Origin of the sequence: Janthinobacterium kochi (assembly GCF_051380715.1) — a bacterium.
Taxonomy (GTDB): Bacteria; Pseudomonadota; Gammaproteobacteria; order Burkholderiales; family Burkholderiaceae_D; genus Janthinobacterium.
Window position 1 is genome coordinate 207,952 of record NZ_JBNYXO010000003.1, and the last position, 14,512, is coordinate 222,463.

The 14,512-nt window shown below is 66.7% G+C and carries 6 protein-coding genes; all 6 read left to right on the plus strand.

Annotated features, from left to right (window positions below; all coding sequences use genetic code 11):
* Positions 1-96 precede the first annotated feature (96 nt).
* Positions 97-1,287 carry a CmpA/NrtA family ABC transporter substrate-binding protein gene (locus tag ACQ4WL_RS08630; protein ID WP_436509333.1) on the plus strand — a complete coding sequence of 397 codons (1,191 nt, stop codon included), beginning with the start codon at positions 97-99 and terminating at the stop codon, positions 1,285-1,287.
* 26 nt (positions 1,288-1,313) lie between these two features.
* Positions 1,314-2,093, plus strand: a complete 780-nt coding sequence (gene cobA, locus ACQ4WL_RS08635; RefSeq protein ID WP_436509334.1) for a uroporphyrinogen-III C-methyltransferase — start codon at positions 1,314-1,316, stop codon at positions 2,091-2,093.
* A gap of 203 nt (positions 2,094-2,296) precedes the next feature.
* Positions 2,297-5,284 carry a CHASE domain-containing protein gene (locus ACQ4WL_RS08640; protein WP_436509335.1) on the plus strand — a complete coding sequence of 996 codons (2,988 nt, stop codon included), beginning with the start codon at positions 2,297-2,299 and terminating at the stop codon, positions 5,282-5,284.
* A gap of 85 nt (positions 5,285-5,369) precedes the next feature.
* Positions 5,370-8,798, plus strand: a complete 3,429-nt coding sequence (gene recC / locus ACQ4WL_RS08645; protein ID WP_436509336.1) for an exodeoxyribonuclease V subunit gamma — start codon at positions 5,370-5,372, stop codon at positions 8,796-8,798.
* Positions 8,795-12,466 (plus strand): exodeoxyribonuclease V subunit beta, encoded by a 3,672-nt coding sequence (gene recB, locus ACQ4WL_RS08650; RefSeq protein WP_436509337.1) that lies wholly within the window; start codon positions 8,795-8,797, stop codon positions 12,464-12,466. The genes recC and recB overlap by 4 nt, the downstream gene beginning before the upstream one ends.
* Positions 12,456-14,414: an exodeoxyribonuclease V subunit alpha gene (gene recD / locus ACQ4WL_RS08655; RefSeq protein ID WP_436509338.1), complete on the plus strand. Its 1,959-nt coding sequence runs from the start codon at positions 12,456-12,458 to the stop codon at positions 14,412-14,414. Before recB ends, recD begins: the two co-directional genes overlap by 11 nt.
* The last annotated feature ends 98 nt before the right edge of the window (positions 14,415-14,512 follow it).

Consider the following 14,512-nt stretch of genomic DNA (forward strand, 5'->3'; position numbering starts at 1 on the left):
CGAACAGGGACTGCTCAGGCACGGTCCTTGCTGCAGGATGGGCATGGCCTTGCTCATATCGGCGCGGCAAAACAGTATTTATCAGCAAGGAATGGTATGACAGAGCAAGCGGGCAGGCAGGCAGAACGCAGCGCCCAGGTGATGCGATCAGTACAGCCGGAAAAACAGACGATACGCATCGGCTATCTGCCGCTGACCGATTGTGCCTCGCTGGTGATGGCCTCCAAGCTGGGCCTGGACGAGAAATATGGCATCAAGATCGAACTGAGCCGGGAGATGTCTTGGGCCGGCGTGCGCGACAAATTGAATAACGGTGAACTCGATGCGGCCCACGTGTTGTACGGTCTCGTGTATGGCGTGCAGATGGGTATTGGCGGTCATCAGCACGACATGGCCGTGCTGATGAACCTCAACCACAGCGGCCAGGCCGTCACCCTGTCGGCGGCGCTGGCGCGCGAGGGCGCCCACGATGGCCCCTCCTTGGCGCGGTACATGCGCGGCGCGGCGCGGCCATTTGCGTTTGCGCATACTTTCCCGACCGGCAACCACGCGATGCTGCTGCAATACTGGCTGGCCGCGCATGGCATCGATCCGCTGCGCGACGCGCGCGTGATGACGGTGCCGCCATCGCAGATGGTGGCAGCCTTGCGCGCTGGCCAGATGGATGGCTTTTGCGCGGGCGAACCGTGGGGCTACAAGGCCATCGTCGATGGCGTGGGCGTGACGGCTACCACCAGCGGCGCCATCTGGCCCGACCATCCTGGCAAGGTGCTGGGCACCAGCGCCGCGTTTGCGCGCCAGCATCCGAATACCTGCCGCGCCCTGATCGCGGCCGTGCTGGAGGCGGGGCGCTGGATCGACGCCAGCGATGCCAACCGGCTGGCCATGGCGGCTACCTTGGCCGAGCCCGCTTATTTGAATGCGCCGCAGGAAATGCTGGTGCCGCGCATTCTCGGCCATTACCAGGATGGCCTGGGCAAGACCTGGGACGAGGCGCACGGTTTGAAGTTTTACCACGGCGGCGCCGTCAATTTCCCCTACCTGTCCGACGGCATGTGGTTCATGACCCAGCACCGGCGCTGGGGCTTGCTGCGCGATGAACCCGATTACCTGGCAGTGGCGCGGCAAGTCAGCCGTATCGACCTGTACCGCCAGGCGGCGGAAATGACGGCCACGCCCTTGCCCGCATCACCGATGCGTAGTTCCACCCTGTGCGACGGCGTGGTGTGGGACGGCAGCGCGCCGGAAGCCTACGCGGCATCGTTTGCCATCGGCCAGTGTTTTTGATTGAATTTCTGACTGGAGACTGCATCATGGCGCAACTTGGAAGCGTTACCCTGGTCGGCGCCGGTCCCGGCGATCCGGACCTGCTGACCATCAAGGCAGCAAAGGCCATCGCACGGGCCGACGTGGTGCTGATCGACGACCTCGTCAACCCGGCCATCCTCGCGCATGCGGCGCCTGGCGTGCGCGTGGTCGAGGTGGGCAAGCGGGGCGGCTGCGCGTCCACGCCGCAAGCCTTCATCGAGCGCCTGATGCTGGCCGAGGCGCGCGCCGGCTTGCATGTGGTGCGCCTGAAAGGGGGCGACCCTTATCTGTTCGGGCGCGGCGGCGAAGAGCGCGCCTATCTGCGCAGCCACGGCGTGGCCGTCGAAGTGATCCCCGGCATCAGCAGCGGCCTGGCCGCGCCGGCCGGCATCGGCGTGCCGCTGACGCACCGCGGCTGGAGCCAGGGCGCCATTTTCGTCACGGGGCATGGCAAGGATAGCGCCTCGGAACCGAACTGGGCGGCGCTGGCGCAGAGCAAGCTCACGCTCGTCATCTACATGGGCGTGGCCCGGGTGGCTGCCATCCAGGCGGGATTGCTGGCCGGCGGCATGGCGCCCGGCACGCCCGTGGCCGTGGTGCAATCGGCCAGCCTGCCGGCGCAGCGCCAGTTGCTGAGTACCTTGCACGCCTTGCCGCACGATTTGCTGGCCAGCGGCCTGGGCAGTCCCAGCATCATCGTCGTGGGTGAGGTAGTGCGCTGCGCCGATGCCTGGGATAACCATGGCGCGGGCACCTTACTGGCAGGCGTGCTGCGGGAGGCTTAAGCACCAGGTGTTTTCCAGTGCAACCATGGTGCGCGCTTTTTTTCTTGCACAAGCGCGTCGGGCGTGAGCTTTGATAGTATCCTCGTGCTTGCTGGGTGGCCGGAGTGCCGCACATTCGAGGAAACCGGAATAAGCGATCGACAATGCACACTTTGAGCAAGGGCGGGGCGGGATCAGGCATCAGAATTTGGGCAGGCGGCCTGTTGCTGGCCTTGGCGGTGGGCGGCGCCCTGTATGCGGGCGCGGCGCGCACGGTCAATGACGATGCCGAACAGCGTTTCGATAATCTCACGCATGGCGCCCAGCATAGTCTGGCCACGCGCGTAAAAAGCTATTCCGACTTGCTGCGTGGCCTCGAAGCGCTGTTTCGCACCAGCGAGCAGCTGACGCGCCGCCAGTTCCACGATTATGTAGCCGGCCTCGATATCGTGCGCCAGTTCCCCGCCATCGAATCGCTCAATTATGCGGTGGCGCTGACGCAGGCGCAGCGCGCGGCCTATGTCGCCGATGTACGCCGTGACACCAGCCTGGCGCCGGGAGGGTATCCCGCCTTCACCATCCGCCCGCCCGGCGAGCGGCCGGAATACACGGTGCTCACTTACCTGGAGCCCGATTCCCTGCTGAGCGAACGCATGGGCATCGATATCGGCGCCAACCCGCTGGTGGCGCAGGCCCTGGCGCAGGCGCGCGACACCGGCAAGGTCAGTGCCTCGGGCCAGGTGATCATGATCAAGGGACCGCCCGCGCATGTGGGCCTGGGCATGCGCTTGCCCGTGTACCGCAATGGCATGCCGCAAGGCAGCGTGGCCGAGCGCCGCGCCGCCTACCAGGGGTCAGTGGGCATCGGCTTTGGCGTGGCGCAGCTGGTGCACAGCGCGCTCGAACGCAGCGCCCTGGCGCCGCTGCACCTGACCCTGTACAGCGCGGCCGAACCTCGGCCTGCCGATGGCGCATGGCGCATCACGCCGCAGGACCGCCTGCTGTTCAACGATGGCGGCGACCTGGCGGCGGCGGCGCCGCAACCGGGCAGCGATGCCGCTTATTTCGACCAGGTGCTGCCGGTGGCCTACCAGGGCGGCGTATGGAAAGCCCATTTCCGCGTGCGCAAGGTGGAGCTGTACAGCAGCTTCGACCGCTATTTTCCGTGGCTGGCGCTGGCCGTCGGCGTGGCCGGCACCCTGCTCATTTATGGCTATATCTTTACCCTGTACCGTTCGCGCCGCAACGCGGTGGCGCAGCGCACCCTGCTCGATACGGTACTCGACAGCGTCGATGCCTATGTTTACATGAAGGATGCCGACCTGCGCTACCGCTACGTGAATGCGCGCACGGCGAAGATACTGGGCCGCTCGGCGGAGCAGTTGATCGGCCGCCAGGATGGCGAGTTGATGCTCGGCGATGCAGCTGCCGCCGCGCAGCTGACCGAGCGCCAGGTGTTCGACAGCGGCGCCAAGTTCGTCGGCGAAGAGCGCTTCGTCGATGCGCAGGGCCAGGTGCACCACCTGTGGAGCGTGAAGGTGCCGCTGGGCTTGCCTGGTCCCGTCACGGGCCTGATCGGCCTGTCCACCGACGTGACGGAACTGCATCGCCTGAAGGAGCAGGCCGACGCGGCCAGTCAGGCCAAGAGCGACTTCCTGTCGAACATGAGCCATGAAATCCGCACGCCGATGAACAGCATCATCGGCATGGCGCACCTGGCGCTGAAATCGGTGGCTGATGCGCGCCAGCGTGACTATCTGCAAAAAATCTTCCATTCGGGCCAGCATTTGCTGGGCCTGATCAACGACATTCTCGATTTTTCCAAGATCGAGGCGGGCAAGCTGGAACTGGAAGTACTGGACTTCCGTCTCGACACCCTGCTGGCGAATATTGCCAGCCAGCTTGGTGATGCGGCCGCCGTCAAGGGATTGGCGCTGCAGTTCGATATCGCGGCCGAGCTGCCGCAGCGCTGGCGCGGCGATCCGCTGCGCCTGGAGCAGGTCTTGCTGAACCTGACCAGCAACGCCATCAAGTTTTCCGATAATGGCAGCATCTTCGTGCGCGTGCGCCAGTCAGAGGAGCGCGGCAGCCACGCCATGCTGCGCTTCGAGGTGCAGGACCGGGGCATCGGCATGAAGCAGGAAGAGGTTGCGCAACTGTTCCGCTCCTTCCACCAGGCCGACCCCTCGACCACGCGCAAGTATGGCGGCAGCGGCCTGGGGCTGGTGATCAGCAAGCAGCTGGTTGAACTCATGGATGGCAAGGTGGGCGTGTACAGCCAGCCGGGCCAGGGCAGCACCTTCTGGTTCACGGCGCGCCTGGAGAAAAGCGCGCAAGCGGGCGACGAGCTTATCGCCGAAGTGGAGCCCGAAGTATTGGGCGTGATCCGCGGCGCATCCATCCTGCTGGTGGAAGATAACGTCTTCAGCCAGCAGGTGGGCTGCGAATTGCTGGAGGATGCCGGCGCCACCGTCTGCGTCGCCTGCAATGGCCGCGAAGCGCTGGAATTGCTGGCCCACCAGCGCTACGACTGCGTGCTGATGGATGTGCAGATGCCGGAGATGGACGGCTTCGAGGCGACGCGCCGCATCCGCGCCGACCCGAAGCTCAGCGGCCTGCTGGTGATCGCCATGACGGCCAATGCGGGCAGCGAAGACCGTGCCCGCTGCCTGGCGGCGGGCATGGATGAATTCGTGACCAAGCCGATCGCCCCGAATCTGCTGTTTCACCTGCTGGCGAAATGGTTCCGCCTGCGTGGAGGCATTGGCGGCATCGGCAGCATCGGCCGTGCGCATGCGGGCGACAGGCTGGTGGCAGTGCCGAAAGCGCCGCCATCGGCTGCCTTGCTGGAGTTGCGCGACACGGCCATCCTCGACCTGGCCACGCTGGCGCTTACGTTCAGCAATGACGCCGTGAAGATGCGCAAATACACCCAGCTGTTTCTCGATACGGCGCGCGACGGCATCGCTGAAATGGAGCAGGCCATGGCGCTGGAAGACCTGGGCCGCCTGGCCGACCTGGGGCACCGCAGCAAATCGTCGGCGCTGGCCGTGGGCGCGCATGCTTTTGCCGGCCTGTGCACGTCGATCGAACGCTTGCGCCTGGGCGGCGACCTGCCGCAGGCGCGCGCCTTGCTGGCGGCGCTGGAGCCGGCGCTGGCGCAGGTGGCAGAACAAATTTCACTGGAATTTGCCGCCAGCGACGCCCCCTGACGCAGGCAGCGGCGATAATACGCGTTTATACGTGTATTGCATCCCCGGCCACACGGCAGGGGATGCGGCAACCCATCGGATCAGCATGCATACTCCCGTCACGCCCGGCCTCCTCATCCTGCATGGCAACCAGCTGGAACAGCTGCGCGCCGCCGTTTTCCAGTGGCTGCGCCAGCATCCGCTGGCGCCCCTGGAAACGGATATCTTCCTGGTGCAGTCAAACGGCGTGGCCGAATGGCTGAAGATCGCCCTGGCCGAGGAGATGAAAGTGTGCGCCGCCACGCGCATCGCCCTGCCGGCGCGCCTGCTGTGGGAAAGCTACCGGGGCATGCTGGGGCGCGAGCGGGTCCCGCGCGTGTCGCCGTTCGATAAATCCCCGCTGACCTGGCGTTTGATGCGTCTTTTACCGTCTTTGCTGGCCGACCCGGTGTTTGCGCCGCTGCGCTACTTCCTTGCCGATGGCGATAGCGAACGCCGGCTGCAACTGGCCGAGCGCCTGGCTGATTTGTTCGACCAGTACCAGGTCTACCGCGCCGACTGGCTGGCCGACTGGGCCGCTGGGCGCGACCAGCTGCGCACGGCGCGCGGCGACTCCATCGCCTTGAAGGAAGACCAGCGCTGGCAGGCGCAGTTGTGGCGCGCCGTGGCTGCCGACGTGGAACCGTTTGAGCGCGCCACGGGCCGCGCCGACATCCACGACGCCTTCCTGGCGGCGATCGCCGCTGGCGAGCGGCCTGCCGGCAAGCTGCCGCGTCGCGTGGTGCTGTTTGGCGTGTCGGCCTTGCCGTACCAGACCTTGCAGGCGCTGGCCGCGCTGGCGCGCCACACTCAGGTGGTGCTGGCCGTGCCCAACCCGTGCCAGTTTTACTGGGGCGACATCATCGACGGGCGCGACTTGCTGCGCGCGCAAAACAAGCGCCAGCGGCAGCGCAATGGCACCGACCTGGCGCAGATTCCGCTGGAAGCACTGCATGCGCACAGCCACCCGCTGCTGGCCAGCTGGGGCAGGCAAGGACGCGACTTCATCCGCATGCTCGACGAATTCGACGAGCACGCGCAAGCCGAGGGGCGCGACGACAGCCTGCGCATCGACCTGTTTGGCGAGGAAACGGGCGAGACTCTGTTGCAGCAGGTGCAGGTGGCCATCCGCGAACTGCGTCCGCTGGCGGAACACGAACAAACGCCGCCCGAGGCCGGCGACCGCTCGATTGAATTTCACGTGGCGCACAGCGTGCAGCGCGAAGTGGAAGTGCTGCATGACCAGCTGCTGGCCATGTTCGCGCACAGCGCCGAGACGGGCTTGCGTCCGCGCGACGTGGTAGTGATGGTGCCCGACATCGACACGTTCACGGCCGCCATCCACGCTGTCTTCGGCCAGTACCGGCGCAATGACGAGCGTTTCATCCCGTTCGAGATCGGCGACGTGAAGGACCGCAGCGTCAATCCGCTGCTCGTCGCGCTCGAATGGCTGCTGCAGCTGCCGCAGCAGCGCTGCCGCCAGAGCGAAGTGCGCGACCTGCTCGACGTGCCGGCGCTGGCGGCGCGCTTCGGCCTGCAGCCGGACGACCTGGCCACCCTGGGCGCCTGGATCGAAGGGGCGGGCGTGCGCTGGGGCCTGGACCAGGCGCACCGCGCCGGCCTGGGGCTGGGCGCGGCCGGGGAACAGAATGCGTGGATTTTCGGCGTGCGGCGCATGCTGCTCGGCTATGCCAGCGGCAGTGGCGCCAGCTTTGGCGGCATCGAGCCGTATGCGGAAGTGGGCGGCCTCGATGCGGCGCTGGCGGGCTCGCTGGCGCAGCTGGTCGAGGCCCTGCTGCACTGGCGCAGCGTGCTGGCCAACGCGCGCGCGCCAGCCGAATGGGGTGTGCAGGCGCGCGCGCTGCTGGCCGCCTTCTTTGATGCCGACGACGAAGGCGACCGTTTGACCCTGGCGCAGCTGGAAGGCGCCTTGCAGGGCTGGCTGGAAACCTGCGAGCATGCGGGCTTTGTCGAGCAGGTGCCGCTGTCCGTGCTGCGCGTGGCGTGGCTGGGCGCGCTGGACGAGCCGACCCTGAACCATCAATTTGTCTCCGGCGGCGTCACCTTCTGCACGCTGATGCCGATGCGCGCCGTGCCGTTCCGCGTCGTGTGCCTGCTGGGCATGAACGATGGCGATTTTCCGCGCCGCGCGCAAAAGGCCGATTTCGACTTGCTGGCGCTGCCAGGCATGGCGCGCCCGGGCGACCGTTCGCGCCGCGACGATGACCGCTACCTGATGCTCGAAGCCTTGCTGGCCGCGCGCGACAAACTGTATGTGAGCTGGGTGGGGCGCAATGTGCGCGACAATTCCGAGCAGCCGCCGTCCGTGCTGGTGTCGCAGTTGCGCGATTACCTGGCGGCCGGCTGGTCGCTGGACCGGCATTTGGCAAGCCTGACGACCGAGCACGCGCTGCAGCCGTTCAGCCGCCGCTATTTCGAGGCCGATGGCTTGCTGACCTACGCGCGCGAATGGCGCGTGGCGCATGCCGATGCGGCCGATGCGGCGGCGCAGGCCGCCGCGCTGCCGCTGGGCCCCTACGAACTCGATCCCGGCACGCGCTTGAAACTGGGCGAGCTGGCCAGCTTTTTGCGCCAGCCCGTCAAGTACTTTTTCCGCCGCCGCCTGAGCGTGTATTTTGCCGACGCGGCCATGCTGGGCGAGGATGAAGAGCCGTTCGGCCTGAATGCGCTCGAACGCTATCTGCTGGAAGACACCATGCTCGACGACGGCGGCGCCGTCGAAGCGCTGGACGACGTGCGTACCAGCCTGCAAGCGCGCGCGCAGAAGCTGGCGCGCGAAGGCGTGCTGCCCATCGGCCTGATCGGCCAGCAGGTGCAGGCGCAGCTGGTCGAGGCGCTGGTGCCCGTGCGCAGCGCGTGGCTGTCGCTGCGCGCCTCCTTCCCGCTGGCGGCCGACAAGCGCGCCATCACCTTGCCGTTCGGTGAGCTGCAGATCGACGACTGGCTCGACAAATTGTGCAGCAACGGGCAGGAGACGGCCTGGCTGATGCAGATTTCCTCGAAGGTGACGGACAAGAGCGGCCTGGCGCGCGGCGACAAGCTGATGCTGATGTGGCTGCGCCAGCTGGCCGCCGCCGCCCTCGGCTTTCCCGTCACCGGCTATCTGGTGGCGCGCGACGCCATCGTCAGCATGGCGCCGCTCGATCCCGCCACGTCGCGCGATGCGCTGGCCACCTTGCTGGCGCTGTGGCGCGAAGGCATGAACCATCCGCTGCCCACGGCGTGCAAGACTGGCCTGGCGCTGGTGCAGCAGGGCGACCCGCGCGCCGTGTATGACGGCGGCTTCGACATTTCGGGCGAGCGCGATGAACTGTGCCTGGCGCGTCTGTGGCCCGAGTTTTCCGCGCTGGCTCTTGAGGAAGCATGGGAAGACTGCACGCGCGAGCTGTATGGGCCGCTGGCCGACTGGCTGCAACAACACATCACGATCGACCCGATCAGCGCGCCCAATGATGGCGCGGGAGAAGAACAATGACGAGCCATCTGCTCAACCCCCTGGCGTTCCCGCTGCACGGCTCGCGCCTGATCGAAGCCTCGGCCGGCACCGGTAAAACCTGGACCATCGCCGCGTTGTACGTGCGCCTCGTGCTGGGACACGGCGACGACGACAGCCGCTTTACGCGTCCGCTGCTGCCGGCCGACATTTTGGTGATGACGTTTACGCGCGCCGCCACGCGCGAATTGTCGAACCGCGTGCGCGAGCGCCTGATCGAGGCGGCCGCTTATTTTCGCAATGAGTTCCGCCACGAGTTCGGCGGCGGCGACCCGTTTCTCGACGCCTTGCTGGTATCCTATCCGGACGAGAGCGAACGGCAAAAGGCCGCGCACCGGCTGATGCTGGCCGCCGAGACGATGGATGAAGCGGCCATCTTCACCATCGACGCGTGGTGCCAGCGCATGCTGCGCGAGCATGCGTTCGACAGCGGCAGCCTGTTCGACGAAGAACTGGTCAGCGACGAGCAAGCCCTGTTCGAGGATGCGGCCCACGATTACTGGCGCCAGCAAGTCTATCCCTTGCCGCCGCAGGCGCTCGACGTGCTGCTGGCCTGCTGGCCCGACGTGGGGGCGCTGAAGAAAGGCGCGCGCGAGCTGGCGCGCCGCGCGGACATCATGGGCATGGCGCACGAGGAACCATTGTCCGCGCTGATCGCGCGCGAACAGCGGGCGCTGGCCGCGCAGCTGGCCTCCCTGAAGGCGGGCTGGGTCGAGCGCGTGGACCGGATGGCCGCGTGGATCAACGACCACCGCGCCGCCAATCCCAAGTGTTTTAACGGCGTCAAGATGAAGCCGGAGAACCTGGCAAAATGGTTCGACGGCTTGCGCCGCTGGGCGCAGGATCCGCTCTTGCTGCAGCCGGCCATCACGGCCAAGGCGTGGGAACGCTTGACGCCGTTTGGCATCGAGGATGCGTTTGCCAAGAGTTTCACGGCCCAGGTGCCCGAGTGCTTCGCGCATACCGAGGCGCTGGGGATCGCCCTGGCGGCCTTGACGCCGCTGGCGCACACGCTGCACCTGCATGCGGCGGCGGCCATCGCGCGGCGCATGGATCAGTTAAAACGCCAGTCGCGCCAGTTCGGCTTTGCCGACATGCTGCAGCGCCTGCACGACGCGCTGGCGGGCGACAACGGCGCGGCCCTGCGCCAGCGCATCGTCGACCAGTATCCGCTGGCGATGGTCGATGAATTCCAGGATACGGCACCGGCGCAGTACCAGATCTTCAACCTGCTGTACCGCATTGCCGACAACGATCCGGCGCTGGGTCTGTTCCTGATCGGCGACCCGAAACAGTCGATCTACGGCTTTCGCGGCGCCGACATCCAGAGCTACCTGGCGGCGCGGCGCGCCACGGCAGGACGCCACTACCAGCTGGGCACCAATTACCGCTCGACGGCGCCTCTGGTGGCGGCCGTCAACCAGCTGTTCCTGCATGCCGAGCGCGAGGAAGTGCCGTTTGGTGCCTTCCGCTACCGGAAAGAGGGCGAGAACCCGCTGCCGTTCGAAGCCGTCGATGCCAAGGGCCGCGCCGAGCACCTGGTGAACGCCAGCGGCCCGCTGCCGGCGCTGCTGGCCGCCTGCGCCAGCGATGACGGACTGCGCGGCGACAGCTACCGCGAGTATTTCGCGCAGCATTGCGCCGAGCACATCGTCGCCATGCTGGGCGATGCGCAAGCCGGTTTCGCTGGCCCCGATGGCTTCGTGCGGCTGCAGCCGGCCGACGTCGCCATCCTCGTGCGCGACCGCAAGGAAGCGGCAGCCATCCGCCGCGCGCTGGCGCGCCGCCGGGTCGCCAGCGTCTACCTGTCCGACAAGGATTCCGTCGTCGACAGCGAGGAGGCGCAAGACGTGCTGCGCTGGCTGGCGGCGCTGGCCAATCCGCTCGACGGGGGCCTGGCGCGCGCCGCGTTTGCCACACGTACCATCGGCCTGTCGCTGGGCGAGCTGGCGCGCCTGTCGAGCGACGAGCTGGAATGGGAGCGCCGCGTCGAGCAACTGAAGACCCTGCATTTGATCTGGCAGCGCCAGGGCGTGCTGGCCATGCTGCGCCGCTTCATCCACGAATTGCAGCTGCCGGCCATGCTGCTGCAGCAAACGGGCGGCGAGCGGCGTTTAACGAATCTGCTGCATCTGGCCGAACTGTTGCAATCGGCCAGTCGCCAGCTCGATGGCGAGCAGGCGCTGATACGCTGGCTGGCCGAGCAGATCGCCGGCGAAGGCGAGGGTGGCGACGAGCGCGTGCTGCGCCTGGAAAGCGATGCAGAGCTGGTCAAAGTCATCACCGTGCACAAGTCCAAGGGCCTCGAATACCCGCTCGTGTATCTGCCGTTCGCCGTGACGGCGCGCAAGGTGGATAAACGCAACCGCAGCTTCTTCGACTATGCGGGCAAGGATGGCGAACGCCGCCTCGACTTGTCGCTGTCCGACGAGGCCATGGCGGCGGTCGAAGAAGCGCGCATCGATGAAGACTTGCGCCTGCTGTACGTGGCGCTGACGCGCGCGCGCCATTTCCTGTGGTTGGGTGTGGCCGCCCAGGCGGCGCGCAAGGCGGGTGAGAATACCTTGCACGAATCGGCGCTCGGCTACATGCTGACGGGCGGCGACAAGCTGCCGGCGGAGCAGCTTTTGCTGCGCTGGCAGCAGGTGGCGGGCAGCTGCGACGCCATCTATGTCAGCGCGCTGGCGCAGCCCGACGCCTGCACGGTGCTGGATCGCATCGAGCGCCGTCCCGCATTGCGGCCCGCGCCCGTGTTCGTGGGCGAATTCGAGCGCGACTGGTCGGTGGGCAGCTTTACTTCGCTGACGCGCCAGATCGGCGCCGTGGCGGCCGCGCACGTGCCGCAGCGGGCGCTGGAAGAAACCTTGCTGGAAGATGGTGCAGGCGTGCCAGTTTCCTCGCCGCTGCAAATGGGCGACGCGCCATGGCACCGCTTCCCGCGCGGCTCCGTGCCCGGCAATTTCCTGCACGAGCAGCTCGAGTGGATGGGCGGCGAAGGTTTTGACAGCGTCCACGACGACAATTTCACTACGCGCCTGGCTGCGCGCTGCGAGCGGGCGGGTTGGGGCCACCGCCAGGAAGACGCCATCGCCTGGCTCAGGGAAATCGCCATCACGCCGCTGCCGCTGCTCGATGCCTCGCTGTCGCAGTTGGGCAGCACTCTGTCCGAGATGGAGTTCTGGTTCCCCAGCGAGCATTTGTCCACGGGGGCGCTCGACCAGCTGTGCACGCGCTTGCTGCTTGATGGCGCGCCGCGCCCCGTGCTGCCGCGACGCCAGCTGCACGGCATGCTGAAAGGTTTTGCCGACCTGGTCATCGAAAAGGATGGCCGCTACTGGGTGCTCGACTACAAGTCGAATGCGCTGGGCGCCAACGACGCCGCCTACCACACGCAAGCGCTGGCGGCCGGCATGGCGCAGCACCGCTATGATATCCAGGGCGCCATCTATATGCTGGCCCTGCACCGGCTGCTGAAAAGCCGGCTCGGTGATGCGTACGACCCGGCCGAGCACCTGGGCGGCGCCATCTTCCTGTTCCTGCGCGGTATCGCGAACGCGGACACGCATGGCTGCTACTGGCTGGCGCCGCAACTGGAACTGCTGGACGGTCTCGATCAACTGTTAGAAGAAACGGAACACCATGCAGCCTGATGAGCAGATGAACGCTTTGTTTACCCATGTCGACGGCCTCGCCGAGGCGGGCCATCTGCGCCGCCTGAGCGCCGCTTTTGCCCGTTTTATCGCCAGCCTGGACGAGGAGGCGCCGAATGCCGCCGCCGTGGCCGTGGCCTGCGTGGTGCTGTCCGAACTGGAAGGGCGGGGGCACAGTTGTTTGATGCTGTTTGAGCTGGCCAACGAACCGTCGCAACTGCTGGGCTGGAGCGAGGAACTGTGGCATGGCGTGCTGGCCGTTTCCGGTCCGCTGCCGGGCAGCGTCGATGGCTGGCGCGCGCTGCTGGCCGGCGCGCCGCAGGTGTGGCAGGTGGGCGCGGCCGATGTGCGCCAGCCGCTGGTACTCGAGGGCGACCGCCTTTACTTGCGCCGCTACTGGCGTGACGAAACCCTGGTCGGCGAGAAAATCGCCGTGCGCGCGCTGAGTTTGACTAATCCGCCGCTGGCGCAGGTGCGGCAATGGCTCGATATCCTGTTCGATCAGCCGACCAAAGACGGTGGCCCGGACTGGCAAAAGGTGGCGTGCGCCATCGCCCTGCGCGGCAAGGTCGCCATCATCACGGGCGGTCCCGGCACGGGCAAGACGTACACGGTGGCGAGCCTGTTGACCTTGCTGTTTGCCGTCTCGCCGCAGCCGGAGCAGCTGCGCATCGCGCTGGCCGCACCGACCGGCAAGGCGGCCGCGCGCCTGAAGCAGTCGATCGACAAGGCGCTCGAAGGGCTGGCGGCGAAGGCCGGCGATGCGTTGCCCCTGCTGGAACTGGCGCGGCGCATGGGTGCCGCGCGCACCCTGCATAGCTTGCTGGGCGCGCGGCCCGATACGCGCGCCTTTGCCCACCACGCGGGCAATCCACTCGACGTCGACGTGCTGATCGTCGATGAAGCGTCGATGGTGCACCTGGAAATGATGGCCTCGGTGCTCGATGCCTTGCCGCCGGCGGCGATATTGATACTGCTCGGCGACAAGGATCAACTGGCATCGGTGGAAGCGGGCGCCGTGCTGGGCGACTTGTGCCACGACGCGCAGGCTGGCGGCTACACGGACGCCACCATCGCGTATGCGCAGGCGGCCAGCGGCGTGGCCATTCCGCCCGCCTTCGCGGGAGCGGCCGGCGCGCTGGCGCAGCAGACGGTGATGCTGCGCCACAGCCACCGTTTCAGCGGCCCGATCGGCGAGCTGGCCTTGGCCGTAAATGGCGGCAGGCCCGATCTGGTCAAGGCGTGTTTCGTCAGCGATAGCGGCGGCCAACTGGCGTGGACGGTGCCGGCGCAACAGGAGGACGTGCTGCGCCTGGCCTTGCGCGGACGTGCGGAGGCGCCGGGCGGTTATCAGCCCTACCTGGAACTGGTGAATGCCGGTGAAGCAGCGTATGGGCAGCATGACGACTGGGTGCGCGCCGTGCTGCACAGCTTTGAATCGTTCCGCATCCTGTGCGCCGTGCGCGAAGGCGAGTGGGGCGTGGCGGGCTTGAACACGGCCATCGAGCTGCGGCTGGAAAAGGATGGACTCATACGCCGCAGCGAGTGGTATGTGGGACGCCCCGTGATGGTCACGCGCAACGACTATGGCACGGGCGTGTTCAATGGCGACATCGGACTGACCCTGCGCGACCCTGCGCGGCCCGGCTCCCTGCGCGTGTATTTCCTGGAAGGCGAGAACGTGCGCAGCGTGCTGGCCACGCGCCTGCGCCACGTGGAGACGGCGTTCGCCATGACGGTGCATAAATCGCAAGGCTCGGAGTTTCGCCACACGGCGCTGGTGCTGCCGCAGGAAGGCGGCGCCATGCTGGCGCGTGAACTGGTCTACACGGGCATCACGCGCGCGCGCGACTTTTTTACCCTCGTCTCGCCCACGCAAGCCGTGCTGTTCGACGCGATTCTGCGCCGCACGCAGCGCGCCAGCGGCTTGAGGCGGCTGCTCGGCTGATGGATTGATAGGAGGTGGTAGGTTTCCGCATGGAAATATATGTGTTGTATTCCGAATATTGAGTGAAATTGTTCCGATTTTTGTGTGAGAATGGAGCC

Coding starts and splice junctions, on each gene's coding strand:
- ACQ4WL_RS08630 (WP_436509333.1), top strand. CDS start 97: ATGACAGAGCAAGCGGGCAGGCAGGCAGAACGCAGCGCCCAGGTGATG.
- cobA (WP_436509334.1), top strand. CDS start 1,314: ATGGCGCAACTTGGAAGCGTTACCCTGGTCGGCGCCGGTCCCGGCGAT.
- recC (WP_436509336.1), top strand. CDS start 5,370: ATGCATACTCCCGTCACGCCCGGCCTCCTCATCCTGCATGGCAACCAG.
- recB (WP_436509337.1), top strand. CDS start 8,795: ATGACGAGCCATCTGCTCAACCCCCTGGCGTTCCCGCTGCACGGCTCG.
- recD (WP_436509338.1), top strand. CDS start 12,456: ATGCAGCCTGATGAGCAGATGAACGCTTTGTTTACCCATGTCGACGGC.